The following is an 18653-nucleotide window of genomic DNA, read 5'->3' on the forward strand; positions in this document are numbered from 1 at the left end:
AGGATGACGCGGTATGGCCGAAAGCGCAGCCCCGAAGAAGAAGGATGGCATCTGGGAGACGATCAAGACGATCTTCTGGGCGCTGGTCATCGCCGGCATCTTCCGCACCCTGTTCTTCCAGCCCTTCTGGATTCCGTCGGGCTCGATGAAGGACACGCTGCTGATCGGCGACTTCCTGTTCGTCAACAAGATGGCCTACGGCTATTCCCAGCACAGCTGCCCCTTCTCGGCCTGCCCGATCTCGGGGCGGATCCTGGGGTCGGACCCCGAACGCGGTGACGTGGTGGTCTTCCGCCACCCGGTCCGCAACGTCGACTTCATCAAGCGCGTGATCGGCCTGCCGGGCGATACCGTGCAGATGCGCGGCGGACGCCTGTTCCTGAATGGCGAGGAGGTCCAGACCACCCCCGCCGGCGATTTCGTCGAGACCAAGGAACAGCAGGGCCCGCAGGGCCTGATCCCGCGCTGCGTCAACGACCCCGTCGATGCGGGCGGCGATTGCGTCAAGACCCGCACGACCGAGACCCTTCCCGGCGGCCACAGCTATGACGTGCTGAACATCACGGATGGCTGGGTCGCGGACGACACGCCGACCTACACGGTCCCAGAAGGGCATTACTTCTTCATGGGCGACAACCGCGACAATTCCGAGGATTCGCGCTTCCCGACCGAGATCGGCGGCCTGGGCTTCGTGCCCGCCGAATACCTGATCGGGCGCGCGGACCGGATCATGTTCTCCTCGGCGGGTCGCTCGCTTCTGTATTTCTGGACCTGGCGTCCCGATCGTTTCCTCAAGGCGGTGAATTGACCCCCTCTGCAGACATACGCGCCTTCATGACCCGGCTGGGTCATGAATTTACCCGACCCGAACTGCTGGTGCGGGCGCTGACCCATGGCTCGATCGCCTCGGTCACGCGGCCCGACAACCAGCGGCTGGAATTCCTGGGCGACCGCGTCCTCGGGCTGATCATGGCCGAGGCACTGTTCCAGGCCGATACCGAGGCCAGCGAGGGCCAGCTTGCCCCGCGCTTCAACGCACTGGTCAAGGGCGAGACATGCGCCGCCATCGCCCGCGACATCGGGTTGGGCGAGGTGCTGAAGCTGGGCCGTTCGGAAATGCTGTCGGGCGGGCGGCGCAAGGATGCGCTGCTGGCCGACGGGATGGAGGCCGTGCTTGCCGCGATCTACCTGGATGCCGGGCTGGAGGCCGCGCGCGGCGTCGTGCTGCGCCTGTGGAAGCAGCGGCTGTCCTCGGTCGCGGATGACGCGCGGGACGCCAAGACCGCATTGCAGGAATGGTCGCAGGCGCAGGGCATGCCGCCCCCGTCCTATGACCAGACCGACCGGACCGGGCCGGATCACGCCCCGGTCTTTCACATCACCGTCAGCCTTGCCGATGGGCGCAAGGCCGAGGCCCGTGGCGCGGGGACCAAGCGCAGCATCGAACAGGCCGCCGCGAAGGCGCTGCTGGAACGTCTGGAAGGACAGGAATGACCGACGAAACCCAAACCCGCGCAGGCTTCGTCGCGCTGATCGGCGAACCCAATGCTGGCAAGTCCACGCTGCTGAACCAGATGGTCGGCGCCAAGGTGTCCATCGTGACCCACAAGGTGCAGACCACCCGCGCCCGCATCCGCGGCATCGCGATGGAGGGTGACAGCCAGATCGTCTTCGTGGACACGCCGGGCATCTTCCGCCCGCGTCGCCGCCTGGATCGCAGCATGGTCGCCGCCGCCTGGGGCGGGGCGTCCGATGCCGACCTGGTGCTGTTCCTGATCGAGGCGCATCGCGGCCTGACCGAAGGCGCCATGGCCATCATCGAGCAGCTGAAGGAAAGCGCTCAGAACCGTCCCGTCGCGCTGATCATCAACAAGATCGACCGCGTCAAGGCCGAGACCCTGCTGGCCCTGTCGGCCAAGGCGAACGAGGCGTTCCCCTTTGCCGAGACCTTCATGATCTCGGCCGAGAAGGGTTACGGCACGCAAGAACTGCGCGGCTGGCTGGCCGCCAGCCTGCCCGCAAGCCCGTGGCTGTATCCCGAAGACCAGATCGCCGATCTGCCCATGCGCATGATCGCCGCCGAGATCACCCGCGAGAAGCTGACCCTGCGCCTTCACGAGGAGATCCCCTATCAGCTGACGGTCGAGACCGAGCAGTGGGAGGAGAAGGGCGACGGCAGCGCGCGGGTCGAGCAGGTCGTCTATGTCATGCGTCCAGGCCACAAGGGCATCGTGCTGGGCAAGGGCGGCGAGACGATCAAGGCCGTGGGCCAGGCCGCCCGCGCCGAGCTGGAAGAGTTCATGGGCCGCCGCGTGCACCTGTTCCTGCAGGTCCGCGTCCGCGAGAACTGGCTGAACGAATCCGAACGCTATGACGAGATGGGCCTGAACTTCCGCGACGGTGATGGCTGAGGCACGGCTGGCCGCCGGCCTCTGGGTCGGCGCCTATCTTGCGCGGCTGGGGCTGGCGAACATCCCGGCCTATGTGATGGCGCGCGGCGACGACACGGCGGGCGCCATCGCCGTCAAATGCGCCCATCTGGACGGGCGCGCGACCCTGTGGCGGCGGGAATGGGACTTCGAGACCGACACCCGCCCCTGGATCGCCACCGATGCCGGCCCCGAACCCGAGATCGACGCGACCATCGCGCGCGCCCGCGCCAGCGACCCCGACCTGTGGGTGATCGAGATCGAGAGCCGCGACGGCGCGACCCTTCTGGACCAGGAGGGGCTGTTCTAAGCCTCTGGCGCGGAGCGGGGCTGCAGCTTATGCAATTCCCATGAGCAGCGCACCCGATCCCCAGACCGATTCGCCCATAGGCCTCGTCTATGCCCTTTCCGCCTATCTGTGTTGGGGCGCGCTGCCGATCTACATGAAGGCGCTGTCGGATGTCCCCGCGGCCGAGATCATCGCCCATCGCGTGATCTGGTCGCTGCCCATCGCGGCGGCGGTGCTGATCTGGCAGGGGCGGCAGGACCAGGTGCTGGCCGCGCTGCGCCAGCCGCGCCTCTTGGCGATGGCCGCGCTGACGGCGGTGCTGATCTCGGCCAACTGGCTGATCTATGTCTGGGCGATCACGCATGACCACGCGCTGGACGCGGCGCTCGGCTATTATATCAACCCGCTGTTCAGCGTGCTTCTAGGGTCGCTCGTCCTCAAGGAGGTGCTGTCGCGCAGCCAGCTTCTGGCGATCGCGCTGGCGGCGGGGGCGGTGGTTATCCTGACCGTGCAGGCGGGGCGCCTGCCGATGGTCGCGATGGGGCTGACGCTGTCCTGGGGGACCTATGCCTATTGCAAGAAGCGCCTGCCGCTTGGGCCGAACCAGGGCTTCACGCTGGAGGTGCTGCTGCTGATGCCGCTGGCGCTGATCTATCTCGGCTGGATGGGCGCGACGGGGCAGGGGCTGTCCTATGATGCCAGCACCTGGGCGCTGCTGCTGGGCTGCGGGCCGGTCACGGCGATCCCGCTGCTGTTCTATGCCAACGGGGCCAAGCTGATCCGGCTGTCCACCATCGGCATCCTGCAATACGTCACGCCCACGCTGATCTTCCTGTGCGCCGTGATCGTCTTCGGCGAACCCTTCGAGGGTGCGCGCCTCGTGGCCTTCCCGATGATCTGGGCGGCGCTTGCGATCTATACCGCCTCGCTCTTGCGGCAGGCTGGGCGCAGGCGGCGCGACCGCAGGCTGGCGGCCACGCGCCGGATGCAGTGATCTGGCATCTTCGCGGCGCTTCCCGCATCCTGCCGTGATGGCAAGGGGGACCGGCTGATGGAGTGGCAGGCACAGGGCACCGTCATCGCGCGCCGCGCGCATGGCGAAACCGCCGTCATCATCGACGTGCTGACCGCCGAACACGGGCGCCATGCGGGCATCGTGCCGGGGGGCGCGTCGTCGAAACGCGCGGCCATGCTGCAACCGGGCACGCGGCTGGACCTGCGCTGGCGCGCGCGGCAATCCGATCAGCTGGGCAATTTCGCGATCGAGCCCGTGCGCATGCGGTCGGGCTTGATGTCCGACCCGGCGGGGCTGGCGGGGCTGAACGCGATCTGTGCGCTTCTGGTTTTCGCGCTGCCCGAACGCGATCCGCATCCCGCGCTGGCCGCCCGGACCGAGACGCTTCTGGACGCGATCGAGGCGGGCAATCCCGACTGGCCCGCAGGCTATCTGCTGTGGGAGATGTCGCTGCTGGACGAGATGGGCTTCGGGCTGGACCTGTCGGCCTGCGCGGTGACGGGGGCCGCCGATGGGCTGGCCTTCGTCAGCCCGCGTTCGGGGCGGGCGGTGTCGCGTGATGGGGCGGGGGATTACGCGCCGCGCCTGCTGCCCCTGCCGCCGCTGATGGGTGGCGAGGAACCGGGCAGAGGGCGCGATCTGGCCGAGGGGCTGGCCCTGACGGGCCATTTCCTGCAATCGCGGCTGGCCGAGGACCTGGTCGGCAAGCCGCTTCCTGCCGCGCGGGGCCGTCTGGTCGGACGGCTGACCCGCGCGAGGGGCTAGGGCTTACTGGTTGCCGCGCGCGGCCGACAGCGCGTCGGTCACCTGATCGGCGGGACGACCGCTTTCGAAGATCAGCCAGGTCGGGCCCTTGATCTTCAGCACGCCGCCATAGAACTCCATCTCGGTCGCGTTCTGGAGGGCTTCGAAGAAGCGCTGCTCGACGGCCAGGTCCTTGCAGTCGGTGACGCCGCTGGTCTGCAGCGGCTCGAACGCGACGGCGGGCAGCTGGACGGTGTTCTTGGCGGCATAGCCGTTGCACGGGCCGCGGCCCGACACGCCTTCGGGGCGCAGCGTCAGGGTGATGTTGCGCAGCGGCACGGTGCCGTTGCCGATGCCGACCAGCACGTAGTCGTTCGCGGGCAGGCCGCCCATCGGATCGCCCGCAGGTTCCGAGGAACAGGCGGCAAGCGTCAACGCGGCGGCACCGAGCGCGACGAGCGGCATCTTGCGGCGCGTTTGGAAGACGGAACGGAACATGGCAGAACTCCTTGGCGGAAAGCGGACCGGAACGGATTATCCTTAAACCATTTCCCGTTCCAGTCCGATCCCGTTCATCCCAGAAGACGCCGCGCGATGACCTGTGCCTGAATTTCCGCAGCGCCCTCGAAGATGTTGAGGATGCGGGCGTCGCACAGCACCCGGCTGACCTGGTATTCAAGCGCGAAACCGTTGCCACCGTGGATTTGCAGCGCGTTGTCCGCCGCCGACCATGCCACGCGGGCCCCCAGCAGCTTGGCCATCCCGGCCTCGAGGTCGCAGCGGCGGTCGTGATCTTTCTGCCACGCGCTGAAATAAGTGAGCTGCCTTGCGATCATGATTTCGACAGCCATCATCGCCAGCTTGTCGGCCACGCGGGGAAACTCGACCAGCGGCTTGCCGAACTGCTTGCGGTCCAGCGCATAGCGCAGGCCCAGCTCCAGCGCGTTCTGCGCCACGCCGATGGCGCGGGCGGCGGTCTGGATGCGCGCGGATTCGAAGGTCTGCATCAGCTGCTTGAAGCCCTGGCCCGTCTGCCCGCCCAGAAGGTTGTCGCCCGCCACGCGGAAGCGGTCGAAGCCCAGCTCGTATTCCTTCATCCCGCGATAGCCCAGCACCTCGATCTCGCCGCCCGTCATGCCGGGGGTGGGGAAAGGGTCGGCATCCGTGCCGGGGGTCTTTTCGGCGATGAACATCGACAGGCCGCGATAATCCGTCGTGTCGGGGTCGGTGCGGGCCAGCAGCGTCATGACATGGGTGCGGGCCGCGTGGGTGATCCAGGTCTTGTTGCCGGTCACGACCCAGTCGTCGCCGTCGCGCACCGCGCGGGTGCGCAACGACCCCAGATCGCTGCCGGTATTGGGCTCGGTGAAGACCGCCGTGGGCAGCGTCTCGCCGCTGGCAAGCCGCGGCAGCCACTGGGCCTTCTGCGCATCGGTGCCGCCGCACAGGATCAGCTCGGCCGCGATCTCGCTTCGGGTGCCAAGGGACCCCACGCCGATATAACCGCGCGACAGTTCCTCGGAGACGACGACCATCGCGGCCTTGGGCATGCCCAGCCCGCCGAATTCCTCGGGGATGGTCAGGCCGAAGACGCCCAGCCCAGCCAGCTCCTCGATCACCTCCATCGGGATCAGTTCGTCCTTCAGGTGCCAGTCATGGGCATGGGGGACGACCTTGTCCTCGGTCCAGCGGCGGAACTGGTCGCGGATCATCTCCAGATCCTCGTCCAGGCCCGAGGCCCCGAAGGTGGGGGCGCCCTGCGCATCCGCGATCAGGCGCGCAAGCTCGGCCCGCGCGGCGGGGGTGTTGCCGCCCATCAGGTCGCGCGCGGCGTCCGACGGCGTCCAGTCGATGCCAAGATCCGACAGGCGGGCGAACTCGGTCTGGCTCATGGGGATGCCATGGGCGATCTGGGTCAGGTATTCGCCCATGCCGATGGCGGCGATCAGATCCTCGACCCGGCCCGAGACGCGGCCCGACCATGCGTGCAACTGCCGGATGGATTCGACATAGGTGGCCAGCCAGGACAGCGCGTGGGCGGCGTGCTGGTGCACCTCCAGCAATTGCGGATCGGGTTTGCCCGAAGGTGCGACCAGCGCCCTCAGCGCCTCGGTCGCGCGGGTCTGCAGATCGTCAAGCTCGGACAGGACGGCCTCGGACCGGTGCTGCATGTCTTTCATCGCTTTCCCCTTTGCGGCGTTGCAGCATGGGTAGCGCCTTTGCATCCGCAGCGCAACAATTATGCGTCAAGTGATCCCATAAGGTTCTAAAATGTCGCAACGGAATCGCTGCCGTATTTGTCTTTTCCTTTCCGAACCCCGCGTTTAGCGTGCGCGCATGTTCGGATTAGAGCTTTGGCAATTCGTCGCGGCCCTCGGGGTCACGCTGTTCGCGGGATTCGTGAAGGGGGCGATCGGCTTTGCCATGCCCATGATCATGATCTCGGTCTTCGGGTCGATCATGCCCGCCACCACGGCGCTGGCGGCGATGATCCTGCCTACGCTGTTCACCAATATCCAGCAGGCGATGCGTGACGGGGTGCCGGCGGCTGCCGGGTCGATCCGGCGGTTCCGGCTGCATATCGCGATGGTGGGCGTCTTCATCTGCGTCTCGGCGGGGTTTGCCAACATCATCCCGCAATGGCTGATGTACGCGATCCTGGGCCTGCCGATCACGCTGTTCGCGCTGTGGCAGCTGTCGGGCCGCCCCATGACCATGAGCCTGCGCCACCAGAAGCGGGCCGAGGCCGTGTCGGGCGTGATCGGGGGGCTCTATGGCGGGATCTCGGGGATCTGGGGGCCGCCGCTGATCGTCTATCTGCTGTCCATCGGGATCGAGAAGAAGGAACAGGTCCGCGTGCAGGGCGTGGTCTTCCTGATCGGCGCGGTGGTGCTGACGGTGGCGCATCTGTTCTCGGGGGTGCTGAACGCGCAGACGGTGCCCCTGTCGCTGATCCTGTGCCTGCCGGGCTTCGTCGGCATGAAGCTGGGCTTCGCCTTGCAGGACCGCTTGGATGTGGGGCAGTTTCGCCGCTGGACGCTGGTCCTTCTGATCCTGACCGGCCTGAACCTGATCCGCCGCGCGCTTGAACTCTGGAGCATGTGATGATTGACGCCGCCGACCTGACCGCCCGCCTGATCCGCTGCCCCTCGGTGACGCCCGACGCGCACGAGGCGCTGGAGCTGCTGGAGGGCCTGCTGTCCGAGGCGGGCTTCGAGTGCCACCGCGCGGACCGCAACGGCACGCCGAACCTGTTCGCGCGGTGGGGCGCGAAGGGGGCGAAGACCATCGGCTTTAACGGGCATGTGGACGTGGTGCCGACCGGCGATCCGGCATCCTGGACGCATCCGCCCTTTTCCGGGCATGTCGATGCCGATGGCACGATCTGGGGGCGCGGCGCGACGGACATGAAATCGGGGGTCGCGGCCTTCGTCGCCGCCGCCATCGACTTCGTCCGCGACACGCCGCCCGAGGGCGCGATCATCCTGACCATCACCGGCGACGAGGAAGGCCCCTCGAAGGACGGCACGCCCGCGCTGCTGGACTGGATGGACGCGAACGGGGAACGCATGGATGCCTGCATCGTGGGCGAGCCGTCGAACCCCGAGGTCATGGGCGAGATGATGAAGATCGGGCGTCGCGGCTCGATGACCTTCAACATCCGCGCGACGGGCAAGCAGGGGCACGCGGCCTATCCGCACAAGGCCAACAACCCGCTGCACGCGCTGACGCGGTTCCTGTTCGAACTGACCGCCGAGCCGCTGGACGAGGGGACCGACCATTTCGACCCCTCGGGGTTGCAGGTCACCTCGGTCGATTGCGGGAACCCGGCATCGAACGTCATCCCCGAACGCGCGACGGCGGTGGTCAACATCCGCTTCAACGACCTGCACACGGGCGCATCCCTGACCGAGCGGCTGCAGGCCCATGCCGACCGCATCACGTCCGAGACCGGCGTGCGGATCGACCTGTCGGCCGACATCTCGGGCGAGGCGTTCCTGACCGCGCCCGGTCCCTTCGTCGACATGATCCGCGAGGTCGTCACCCAGGAAACGAACCGCCAGCCGGTGCTGTCCACCTCGGGGGGGACCTCGGACGCGCGCTATGTCAAGAACCACTGCCCGGTGGTCGAATTCGGGCTGGTGGGCCTTTACATGCACCAGGTCGACGAACGCGTGCCCGCAGCCCAGGTCAACCAGCTCAAGACCATCTATGGCCGCATGCTGGAAAGGTTCTTCGCATGAGGATCGAAGAAACCGACGATCTTGCCGCCTGCCACATGCTGCGCCGCAGGGTCTTCATCGACGAACAGGCCGTCCCCGAGGCCGACGAGATGGACGATCTGGACGACCAGGCGATCCATCTTCTGGGGCAGGATGCGGACGGTCCCTGGGGAACGGCGCGGCTGTTCGTGCAGGGCGATACCGGCAAGATCGGGCGCGTCTGCGTGCTGCCCCGGATGCGCGGGACGGGCGCGGGCGCGGCGCTGATGCGGGCGGCGCTGGATGCGCTGCGTGCACGGCCGGGGGTTGTGCGTGCCAAGCTGAGTTCCCAAGTGCATGCCATCGGCTTTTACGAGAAACTGGGATTTGCGGCCCACGGCCCGGTTTACGACGATGCCGGCATTCCCCATCGTGACATGAGCCGCGAACTCTGACAACGCAGGCGCGTTGGCGACTGATGAAGGCATGACGCGATGAAGACGATTCCCAGCAAGGCCCAGATCCTCGAATGGGTGAACGACCACCCCGAGGCGAATTCCAAGCGCGACATCGCCAAGGCCTTCGGCATCAAGGGCGCCGCCCGGATCGAGCTGAAGCGCCTGCTGAAGGAGCTGGAATCCGAAGGCCAGCTGGAACGCCGCCGCAGGCATTACCTGGACGCCGAGAAGCTGCCCCCCGTCACGGTGCTGGAACTGCTGGCCCCCGACGGGTCGGGCGACCTGTTCGCCAAGCCGATCGAGTGGCGCGGCGACGCCCCCGCGCCGCGCATCCTGTTCGCCCCGCGAGAGGCCGATCCGGCACTGGGTCGCGGCGACCGCTTCCTTGGCCGCCTGATCGAGGTCGCGGGCGAGGATCACCAGTACCAGGCCCGCCTGATCCGTCGCATCACCGCCAGCCCGAACCGCATCACCGGCATCTTTCGCAAGGAAACGCAGGGCGGTCGCATCGTGCCCGTGGACAAGGGGCAGGACCGCGAATGGCGCGTGCGCGAGGACGCGACCCAGCATGCCGAGGATGGCGAGCTGGTCCAGGCCGAGCAGATCGGCCCGCGAGGCCGCATGGGCGTCCCCTGGGCACGCATCACCGACCGGCTGGGCGATGCCTCGGCCCCGCGCGCCGTCAGCCTGATCGCGATCCACCAGCACGGCATCCCCGACGAATTCCCCGACGCCGTCCTGCGCGAGGCCGAGGCCGCCAAGCCCGCCCCGGAAAAGAACCGCGAGGATCTGCGCGACCTGCCGCTGGTCACCATCGACCCGTCGGATGCCCGCGACCACGACGATGCCGTCGCCGCCCATATCGAAGAGGATGGCGGCGCGACCATCTGGGTCGCCATCGCCGATGTCGCCCATTACGTCACGCCCGGCAGCGCGCTGGACCGCGAGGCGTGGAAGCGCGGCAACTCGACCTATTTCCCCGACCGCGTGGTGCCGATGCTGCCCGAGGCGCTGTCGGCCGATCTGTGTTCGCTGCACGAGGGCGTGGATCGCGCCGTCATCGCCGTCCGGATGCGGCTGGATGCGCAGGGCAACAAGATCAGCCACCGCTTCCATCGCGGGATCATGAACAGCCGCGCCAGCCTTGCCTATGAACAGGCGCAGGCGGGGGCGGACGGCAATCCGGACGAGCAGACCGAACCGCTGATGGACAACGTGATCCGTCCGCTGTGGCATGCCTATGGCCTGCTGCGCGATGCGCGCAACCGCCGCCAGCCGCTGGAGCTGGACCTGCCCGAGCGTCGGATCGAGCTGACCCCCGAGGGGCGCGTGAAATCGGTGAACTTCCGCGACCGGCTGGATGCGCACAAGCTGATCGAGGAGTTCATGGTGCTGGCCAACGTCGCCGCCGCCGAGGAACTGACGCAGCGCGGGCGACCGCTTCTGTTCCGCGTCCACGAGGAACCCAGCCTCGAAAAGATGGACGCGCTGCGCGAAGTGGCGCAGGCATCGGGCTTCAACCTTGCCAAGGGGCAGGTGCTGCAGACCAGCCACCTGAACCGCCTTCTGGGCCAGGCCGAGGGCACCGATTTCGACGAGCTGATCAACATCAGCACGCTGCGGTCGATGACGCAGGCCTATTACCATCCCGAGAATTACGGCCATTTCGGCCTGGCGCTGAAAAGCTATGCGCATTTCACCTCGCCCATCCGGCGCTATGCCGACCTCGTGGTGCACCGGGCGCTGATCTCGGGGCATGGCTGGGGCAAGGACGGGCTGGACCCCGACCAGATCGAGCGCCTGGACGAAACCGCCAAGCATATCAGCGAGACCGAGCGCCGCTCGATGACGGCCGAACGCGACACGACCGACCGATACCTTGCGGCCTATCTGGCGGATCGGGTGGGGGCCGAGATGACGGGCCGCATCAGCGGCATCCAGAAATTCGGCGCCTTCGTGAAGCTGGATGACAGCGGCGCGGACGGGCTGCTGCCGATCCGCACCATCGGGCGCGAGTATTTCCACTTCGACCCCGACGCGCAGATGCTGATCGGCGCGGATACGGGGCTGGAGATCGGCATCGGCCAGCGCGTGACCGTGCGCCTGACCGAGGCGATCCCGATGACCGGCGGCCTGACGCTGGAACTGCTGGAGCTGGAGGGCAACAGCCTGCCGCGCGGTTCCCAGAAGGGGCGTCGCCGCGGGCCGTCTGGGCGCATGTCCACCAAGGCGCGGCTGGCCGAGGTCAAGCGCGCGACCAAGCGCCGCCGCAAGCGCTGAGCAGGGTGGCCGGGGGCGCGAACCCCCGGCGCCCCGTCAGATCATCCACAGCACCCCGCCGATCACCACGCCGGTGATCAGCAGCATCACCACGCAGAAGCCCATGATGTCGCGCGCCTTCAGCCCCGCGATCCCCAGCATGGGCAGCGCCCAGAACGGCTGCAGCAGGTTCGTCCAGGCATCGCCCCAGGCCACGCCCATCGCGACCTTCGCGGCATCCGCGCCAAGCGCCTCGGCGGCGGGCAGCATGACCGGTGCCTGCACCGCCCACTGTCCCCCGCCCGAGGGCACGAAGATGTTGACGATGCCCGCGCTGATGAAGCTCCAGAAGGGCAGGGTTTTCGCGGTCGAGATGGACACGAACCATTCCGACATCGAGGCCGCAAGTCCGCTCTGGATCATGATGGCCATGATCCCCGCATAGAAGGGGAACTGGATCACGATGCCCGCACCCCCGCGGATCGCATCGTCCAGCGCGTCCAGCAGGCTGCGCGGGCTGCCATGCAGCAGGATGCCCGCGAACAGGAACAGGAAGTTCACCACGTTGAGGTTGATGGCCCCGCCGCCGATGAAATGCATCGCCAGCCAGGCAAGGCCCGGCAGGCCGATCAGGTACATCAGCAGGGGGCTGTTCTCCAGCCGCTCGGCCGGGGTGGCGGCGCGGCGACGCTCAAGCCTGTCGTCGTGCAGGATGGCGGGATCGACCAGGACCTCTTCCTCGCGGCGCGGCAGCATGGCGCGGTTGACCAGCGGCATGATAACGAACAGCGCGGCCACCAGGCCCAGGTTCCAGGCCGAGAAGATCGTCTGCGAGGTCGGGATCACGCCGATCTGGCCTTCGGTGAAATGGCCCGGCGTCGCGATGGTCAGCGGGATCGACCCGGCCAGGCCGCCATGCCAGACGAGGAAGCCGGAATAGGCCGATGCGACCAGCAGGCGGTAATCGACGCGGATCTGGCGTGCCAGCTCCTTGGCGAAGATCGCGCCGACGACAAGGCCGAAGCCCCAGTTGATCCAGCTGGCCGCCAGCGACACCAGCGTCACCAGCACGATCGCCCCGCCCGCCGAACGGGCCAGCCCCGCCAGCCGCGCCAGGATCCGCCGCACCGGCGGCGAGGATGCAAGGATGTAGCCCGTCACCAGGACCAGCAGCATCTGCATCGAGAAGGACAGCAGTTCCCAGAAACCCCCGCCCCAGTATTCGATCAGCTGATCGGGGGTCGTGCCCTGCGTCAGCATGGCCGCGGCGGCGGCGATCAGCGTCAGCACGATCACGAAGATGAACGCGTCCGGCAGCCAGCGCTCCATGAGGCGCGTGGCGGGTCGCGACAGAATTCGCAGCATTGTTTCCTCCCTTCGGTTTTCGCGGCGAGGCTGCGTCAACCGAAGGGGGAAGGCAAGGCGCTCAGCTTTCGCGGAAGGCCCGGTTGAAGTAATCCGACAGCGGCTTGACCAGATAGGCCATCGGGCTGCGTTCGCCGGTCTGGATATAGACCTCGACCGGCATGCCGGGGACCAGCGCCAGATCGCCCAGCTTCGACATCTCGTCCTGCGGGATCGAGACCTCGGCGCGGTAATAGGACACCTGCGTGGCCTCGTCGATCAGCGCATCGGCCGAGATGCGTTCCAGCCTGCCGTCGATCTCGGGGGTGGTGCGCGACGAGAAGGCCGAGAAGCGCAGCACGACCGGCTGGCCGGCCTGCACCTCGTCCACGTTGATGGTCGCGACGCGTGCGCCGATGACCAGCGGGCGGTCCTGCGGGATGATGTACAGGATCGGGTCCGCCGCGCGCACGACCGAACGCGGGGTCGTGACCTGCAGGTTGTAGACGATGCCCGAGGCCGGGGCGCGGATCTCAAGCCGGCTGATCTGTTCGATCAGGCTGCGGCGGCGTTCGGCCAGCTCCAGTTCCCGATAGCCGAGGTCGCGCAGCTCGGTCTCGGCCACCTCGCGGCGTTCGGCGGACAGGCCGAGGCGCTGGATCTCGATCTCGGTCTTGCGGATCTCGGCCGAGGCGCGGTTGGCCTGCAGCGATCCCAGTTCGCCGTCCATGCGCGCGGCTTCGCGTTCCAGGGCCAGCACGCGCGATGCCTGCGCAAGGCCGCGGTCCAGAAGGCTTTGCTGGTCGGCCAGTTCGCGGCCGAGCAGCTCTCGCTGCGTGGCCAGCGCCTCGATCTGGGCATCGACGCCCTTCACTTCGCTGTCGATCTGTTCGGACTGCTTGGCCAGCTGGTCCAGCGATTGGCACAGCGTGTCCAGACGCGTGGCGAACAGGCTGGTCTGTCCGTCGATCAGGTCGCGCAGTTCTGCGGAATCGGCGGCCGCCTCGGCCAGCTCCTCGGGGAAGGTGACGGTGTCGGCATCGCCGCGCTCGGCCTCGAGCCGGCCACGCCGGGCGAGGATCTCGAAATACTGGCCCTCGACGATGGCCAGTTCGGTCTGCAGCAGGTTGCCGTCCAGCGCGATCAGCAGGTCGCCCGCCTCGACGCTGGCGCCGTCCTTGACCGCGATGGCCTTGACCACGCCGCCGTCCAGGTGCTGGACGACCTGGCGCTGCTGCTCGACCTCGACCTGGCCGGTGGCTACGACCGCGCCCGAGATGTTGGTCGCCAGCGCCCATGTCACGAAGCCGCCCACCAGAAGCGTCACGGCCAGCGTGCCCGCGATGATCGGCCCGCGCACGGGCCAGCGTAGATTTCCCCGCCGGCTGATGGAACAGAAGGGCCGCCAGCCCCCCGAAAAACCGCGCACGCCCCATCAGGATCTAGTTGGCGATCATCGCGCCCGGTGTCAGTTGCTACTGCAGCACCAGCCACGCGCCGGTGGCCAGCATCGCGCTTTGCAAGAACAACTGAAAGGTCCGCGAGAACACCGTGAACCCGGAGGACGTGTCGCCCGCCCGTTGCTGTCCTGCGCCTGCACCCGCGACCGCCACCAGCACGAACAGCGCGGTCAGCGTCTCGACCGAGCGCGAGGCAAGGACGCGGTCATAGACCTGCAGCATGAACAGCGGACCCGTCAGCATCAGCAGGTTCACCACCGCCGAGAACAGGGCGACCGCTACGAACAGCCTCCAGCCCGTGGCCCTTGCGGCGCGCAGTTCCTTGTCCCCATCATGGGGCAGCGGTCTTTGGCTCATTTTCCGGTCCCGTCCGCAGCCCCGTGGGTGCGGGGCTTGTCTGAAATCGATCACGACCATATCACCGGAGATGAACTAAAAAACCGTGTCTTGTCCGGTTGGCGGCGGATTGGCCGCGAACCGAGGCCGGGCAGCATCGAAAGGCGCATCCGGACGTGAACCCCCTCCTTCCCATCGCGCTTCTTGCCGCCCTGACCGCCGCGGGCTGCGCCAGCGATCCGCAGATGCGCGACGGCGTGCTGATCGACGACCCTTACGAGGCCGCGAACCGCCGCGTCCACGCCTTCAACAAGGGCGTGGACGCGCATGTGGTGGGCCCCGTCGCGAACCGCCTCAAGGGGGACGGCGCGGATGCCGGTCCCGCGCCGCAGCCGGGCGATCCGATCGGGCCGGTGCGGATGATGGCCAATGCGGGCCGCAACCTGTCGCTGCCGGGCAAGGCGCTGAACGGGCTGCTGCAGGGGCGCCCCGGCAATGCGGGGATGAACGCGCTGCGCTTCGCGACGAACACGACCGTCGGTCTTGGGGGCCTGTTCGATCCCGCCGCCGACAGCTTCGGCTGGACCGAGCGCGACACCGATTTCGGCGAGACGCTGGCCGTCTGGGGCGCCCCCGAGGGTGCCTATCTGGAACTGCCGCTGATCGGTCCCTCGACCCTGCGCGACACGGCGGGGCGGGTGGTCGACATCGCGATCGATCCGCTTGGCCAGGTGCTGGACGCCCCCGAGCGCCGCGCGGCCTTCGCGCTGCGGGTGGGGGCCAAGGCCGCAGATCGCGCCCGTTTCGGCGACACGATCGACGGGATCCTTCAGGGCAGCGCCGACAGTTATGCCCAGACGCGGCTGATCTGGCTGATGAACCGCCGCCACGAGCTTGGAGAAGAGAGTGCAGATATCGATCCCTACGGCGACGATGCCGTCATCGACCCCTATGAATGACCGCCGCGGCTTTCTGGGGCTGATCGCCTCGGGGGCGGCGCTGGTCGCCGCGCCTGCATGGGCGCTGGATTCGAACGGCGCGCGCGCGCTGATCGACCGGTCCCTGGCCGAGGTCTATGCCGTGATCAATTCCGGCAAGGCCCCCGCGCAGATGTATCGCGACTTCGAGGCGATCTTTGCCCGCCATGCCGATGTGGACGTGATCGCCCGGTCGGCCATGGGCCCCGTCGCGCGCCAGATCGATGCGGCGCAGTTCGCGGCCTACAAGGCGGCGTTCCAGGGCTATATCGGGCGCAAGTACGGCAAGCGCTTCCGCGAGTTCATCGGCAGCCGGATCGAGGTTACGGGCGCGCGTCCGCTCAAAAGCTTCTATGCCGTGTCCTCGGTCGCCTACCTGAACGGTCGCGCGCCGATGGAGGTGGAATGGCACGTCTCGGACAAGTCCGGGCGCGACCTGTTCTTCAACATCATCATCGAGGGCGTGAACATGCTGGCGAGCGAACGCGCCGAGATCGCGGCCATGCTGGCACGCCGGGGCGGCGACGTGGCGGCGCTGACGGCCGACCTGCAGCAGGCGGGCTGAACGTAAAAGGGGGCGGGCCGCGATGGCCCGCCCCCCTGGCGTTTCCGGACCTGCGGGTCAGTTCCCGCCCAGGATCCCGTTCAGCGCCCGCGACAGCGCGTCGTCGCTGCTGGCGCCGCTGTTGCTTGCGGGCGTCGGCGCGGCAGGGGCGGGGTCGCCCCGACGCTCGGCCTCGATGGTGTTCATCACGCCTGCCAGCGCCGCGGCCAGCGGATCGTCCGCCGAACCCGAGGTGACGACCTTGGGCGTCGAATCGCCCTGCGACATGATGATGCCGCTGCCGTCCGGCGACACGGTGGACAGCGCCAGTTCCGGCAGACCCTCGTGGATCTCGGACATGACGGCCTGCCAGATCTCGGCCGGAAGGCCGCCGCCGGTCACGCCCGACAGTGGCGTGTTGTCGTCATAGCCCATCCAGACGCCGGTGACATACTGCTCGGTGAAGCCCACGAACCACGCATCGCGATAGCTGCTGGTCGTGCCGGTCTTGCCCGCGACGGGACGGCTGCCCAGGCTGGCGCGGCCGCCGGTGCCCTCGGTGATGACCTTCTGCATCATGTAGATCAGCTGGCCCGCCGCGCGCTGGCTGATGACACGCTCGCCGAAGCCGCCGGTCTGGCCCATCATGGGTCGGTCGTCGCCGCGCATGGTCAGGTCGATCACCCCGTAGGGCGCGACCGAGGTGCCGCCGTTGCGGATGCCCGCATAGGCGCCGGTCAGTTCCAGCAGCGTCGCCTCGGACGCGCCCAGACCCAGGGACGGGCTGCGGGTCAGGTTGCTGACGATGCCGAAATCATGGGCGATGCGGATCACCTGGTCGCGGCCCGCCAGTTCCTGCAGGCGGATCGTGGCGACGTTCAGCGATTGCGCCAGCGCGGTGGTCATGCTGACCGTGCCGTGGAAGCGGCGGGTATAGTTCTGGGGTGACCAGTTCTTGCCGCCCGGAATGCGGATCGTCAGCGGGCTGTCGTCCACGCGGTCGGCGGGACCGTAACCCGCCTCGAGCGCCGCGGCATAGACGAAGGGCTTGAAGGACGAGCCGGTCTGGCGCTTGGCCTGGGTCGCGCGGTTGAACGCGCCGTTCACGGTGCTGTCGCGCCCGCCGATCATGGCGCGGACGGCGCCATCGGCGGACATGACGACGACGGCGGCCTCGGCCTTGGAACCGTCCTTGACCTTCTCGTCGAAGACGCGCTGCAGGGCGCGTTCGGCGGCCCGCTGGATGCGCTGGTCGAAGGTCGTGCGGATGGTCACGTCCTCGGTCGTCTCGCTGGTCAGGAAGCCGGGGCCGGATTCCATCAGCCAATCGGCGAAATAGCCGCCCGCGCGGGCATCGGCGGCCTGCGACAGGGTGGCGGGATTGGCACGGGCCTCGGCCAGCTGCTGATCGTCGATATAGCCCTGTTCGGCCATCAGCCCCAGCACGACATTGGCGCGTTCCTGCGCGCGCTCGATGCTGGCGGTGGGGGCATAGCGGCTGGGCGCGACCAGGAGGCCCGCCAGCATCGCGGCCTCGGCGGGGGTCACCTGGCTTGCGGGCTTGTTGAAGTAGCGCTGGCTTGCGGCCTCGAAGCCGCGCGCGCCGCCGCCCAGATAGGAGCGGTTCATGTAGATGTTGAGGATGTCGTCCTTGCCGTATTTCGCCTCCATGGCGAAGGCGAAGGGCACTTCCTTGATCTTGCGCCACAGGCTGCCGACGCGGCAGGCGGCCTCGAACTCGGCCTCGTTCTTGTACTGGGTGGGGTCGAAGTTCTCGCCCAGGCACAGCAGCTTGGCGACCTGCTGCGTGATGGTCGAGCCGCCGTGACCTTCCAGCGGGCCGCGGCCCTCGGCCATGTTGATCTTGATGGCACTGGCGACGCCGCGCGGGCTGACGCCCAGGTGCCCGTAGAAGCGGCGGTCCTCGGTGGCGATGACGGCATGCTTCAGGACGGGCGCGATCTCGGTGCTGTCGACCGCGCCATAGGTCTCGCCGCGCCAGGCGAAGACGCGGCCGTCGCGGTCCAGCATCGTCACCGACCCGCGCGCGCGGCCGTCGAACAGCTCCTGCGCTTCGGGGAGGTTGATGTAGAAATAGGCCGTCGCGGCGCCCACGATCAGCGCGACCGTCATGGCCAGGCGCCAGATCGAGCCCCAAACGATCCGCCAGATCAGCGACACGAAGCCGACAATCCAGCCGACCGGCCCGCGGTTCGCGCGGCGCGGCCTGTGGCGGCGAACCTTCTTCGCGGCGGGCTTGCCTTCGGGCGCGGCGCGCCTTTCGGCAACGGGGCTCTTGCCCTTGCGGGGCGGGGTTCCGGTGGGTCGTTTCATGCCAAGGATGCCTGCGTGACTGCCAGTGCCGGTTCTGCCGGCGTGATTGTGCGCAAGCTACATGAGTTTGACCCTCAGGGGAATTCCATTGGCCAATTCGTGATCTGGGCCGCCGCGGCCGGGGGGATTCCCGCCGGTCGCGGGATTCCGCCGCGCAAGGGGCCGCCGCTGCACGGATGGCGGGCATCGCTGCGGAAAGATCAGACCGATCCGGCCCGAAAGGCGGGCAAAGGGCGCGGATTCTGCCCATAATCGCGGCAGA

Annotated in this window: 17 protein-coding genes and 1 pseudogene; 12 read left to right on the forward strand and 6 right to left on the reverse strand. The window is 67.9% G+C overall.

Annotated elements, in window-relative coordinates; genetic code table 11:
* Window positions 1-13 precede the first annotated feature (13 nt).
* The 6 genes from lepB to recO are packed head-to-tail and all read left to right on the forward strand — an operon-like array spanning window position 14 to window position 4498.
* Window positions 14-808, forward strand: a complete 795-nt coding sequence (lepB, locus tag QMZ16_RS02440) for a signal peptidase I (RefSeq protein WP_282601981.1) — start codon at window positions 14-16, stop codon at window positions 806-808.
* Complete coding sequence (gene rnc, locus QMZ16_RS02445) at window positions 805-1494, forward strand: ribonuclease III (RefSeq protein WP_022705860.1); 690 nt, start codon at window positions 805-807, stop codon at window positions 1492-1494. The genes lepB and rnc overlap by 4 nt, the downstream gene beginning before the upstream one ends.
* Window positions 1491-2411, forward strand: coding sequence for a GTPase Era (gene era, locus QMZ16_RS02450; protein WP_022705859.1), 921 nt, complete (start codon window positions 1491-1493; stop codon window positions 2409-2411). Before rnc ends, era begins: the two co-directional genes overlap by 4 nt.
* Window positions 2404-2739 carry a DUF1491 family protein gene (locus QMZ16_RS02455; RefSeq protein WP_022705858.1) on the forward strand — a complete coding sequence of 112 codons (336 nt, stop codon included), beginning with the start codon at window positions 2404-2406 and terminating at the stop codon, window positions 2737-2739. The genes era and QMZ16_RS02455 overlap by 8 nt, the downstream gene beginning before the upstream one ends.
* 40 nt (window positions 2740-2779) lie before the next feature.
* On the forward strand, window positions 2780-3712 hold the full coding sequence (rarD, locus tag QMZ16_RS02460; RefSeq protein ID WP_282601982.1) for an EamA family transporter RarD: 933 nt from the start codon (window positions 2780-2782) through the stop codon (window positions 3710-3712).
* Window positions 3713-3769: 57 nt separating this feature from the next.
* The gene (gene recO / locus QMZ16_RS02465; RefSeq protein ID WP_282601983.1) at window positions 3770-4498 is read left to right on the forward strand and encodes a DNA repair protein RecO; all 729 of its coding nucleotides are present in this window, start codon (window positions 3770-3772) and stop codon (window positions 4496-4498) included.
* Between the two features lie 3 nt (window positions 4499-4501).
* Here the strand turns inward: recO and QMZ16_RS02470 are convergent, their stop codons facing one another.
* Window positions 4502-4975: an META domain-containing protein gene (locus QMZ16_RS02470; RefSeq protein WP_022705855.1), complete on the reverse strand. Its 474-nt coding sequence runs from the start codon at window positions 4973-4975 to the stop codon at window positions 4502-4504.
* A 74-nt stretch (window positions 4976-5049) separates the two neighbouring features.
* Window positions 5050-6648 (reverse strand): acyl-CoA dehydrogenase family protein, encoded by a 1599-nt coding sequence (locus QMZ16_RS02475; protein WP_282602049.1) that lies wholly within the window; start codon window positions 6646-6648, stop codon window positions 5050-5052.
* Window positions 6649-6814: 166 nt separating this feature from the next.
* On the opposite strand from QMZ16_RS02475, the gene QMZ16_RS02480 reads away from it, so the two are divergent.
* From QMZ16_RS02480 to rnr, 4 genes are read left to right on the forward strand one after another with little or no spacing between them, the layout of a single operon-like run.
* Window positions 6815-7582, forward strand: coding sequence for a sulfite exporter TauE/SafE family protein (locus tag QMZ16_RS02480; protein WP_022705853.1), 768 nt, complete (start codon window positions 6815-6817; stop codon window positions 7580-7582).
* A complete protein-coding gene (dapE, locus tag QMZ16_RS02485; protein ID WP_282601984.1) occupies window positions 7582-8721 on the forward strand; it encodes a succinyl-diaminopimelate desuccinylase in 1140 nt (379 codons plus the stop codon). Before QMZ16_RS02480 ends, dapE begins: the two co-directional genes overlap by 1 nt.
* The gene (locus QMZ16_RS02490) at window positions 8718-9134 is read left to right on the forward strand and encodes a GNAT family N-acetyltransferase (protein WP_282601985.1); all 417 of its coding nucleotides are present in this window, start codon (window positions 8718-8720) and stop codon (window positions 9132-9134) included. Before dapE ends, QMZ16_RS02490 begins: the two co-directional genes overlap by 4 nt.
* A gap of 39 nt (window positions 9135-9173) precedes the next feature.
* The gene (gene rnr, locus QMZ16_RS02495) at window positions 9174-11417 is read left to right on the forward strand and encodes a ribonuclease R (protein WP_282601986.1); all 2244 of its coding nucleotides are present in this window, start codon (window positions 9174-9176) and stop codon (window positions 11415-11417) included.
* A gap of 36 nt (window positions 11418-11453) precedes the next feature.
* On the opposite strand, the gene QMZ16_RS02500 is transcribed toward rnr, so the two are convergent.
* The 3 genes and pseudogenes from QMZ16_RS02500 to QMZ16_RS02510 form a co-directional block, all read right to left on the reverse strand.
* A complete protein-coding gene (locus tag QMZ16_RS02500) occupies window positions 11454-12761 on the reverse strand; it encodes a short-chain fatty acid transporter (protein WP_282601987.1) in 1308 nt (435 codons plus the stop codon).
* A 61-nt stretch (window positions 12762-12822) separates the two neighbouring features.
* Window positions 12823-14100 (reverse strand): HlyD family type I secretion periplasmic adaptor subunit, encoded by a 1278-nt coding sequence (locus tag QMZ16_RS02505; RefSeq protein WP_282601988.1) that lies wholly within the window; start codon window positions 14098-14100, stop codon window positions 12823-12825.
* 118 nt (window positions 14101-14218) lie between these two features.
* Window positions 14219-14557 (reverse strand): annotated as a pseudogene (locus tag QMZ16_RS02510) (hypothetical protein); the annotation flags it as partial.
* A 155-nt stretch (window positions 14558-14712) separates the two neighbouring features.
* Here QMZ16_RS02510 and QMZ16_RS02515 point away from each other — a divergent pair.
* Both QMZ16_RS02515 and QMZ16_RS02520 read left to right on the forward strand, forming a co-directional pair.
* On the forward strand, window positions 14713-15495 hold the full coding sequence (locus QMZ16_RS02515; RefSeq protein ID WP_282601989.1) for a VacJ family lipoprotein: 783 nt from the start codon (window positions 14713-14715) through the stop codon (window positions 15493-15495).
* Complete coding sequence (locus QMZ16_RS02520; RefSeq protein ID WP_282601990.1) at window positions 15488-16078, forward strand: ABC transporter substrate-binding protein; 591 nt, start codon at window positions 15488-15490, stop codon at window positions 16076-16078. Before QMZ16_RS02515 ends, QMZ16_RS02520 begins: the two co-directional genes overlap by 8 nt.
* Before the next feature lie 57 nt (window positions 16079-16135).
* Here the strand turns inward: QMZ16_RS02520 and QMZ16_RS02525 are convergent, their stop codons facing one another.
* On the reverse strand, window positions 16136-18391 hold the full coding sequence (locus tag QMZ16_RS02525) for a transglycosylase domain-containing protein (protein WP_282601991.1): 2256 nt from the start codon (window positions 18389-18391) through the stop codon (window positions 16136-16138).
* Window positions 18392-18653 lie beyond the last annotated feature (262 nt).

Source organism: Paracoccus sp. PARArs4, from assembly GCF_947311865.1.
Classification (GTDB): domain Bacteria; phylum Pseudomonadota; class Alphaproteobacteria; order Rhodobacterales; family Rhodobacteraceae; genus Paracoccus; species Paracoccus zeaxanthinifaciens.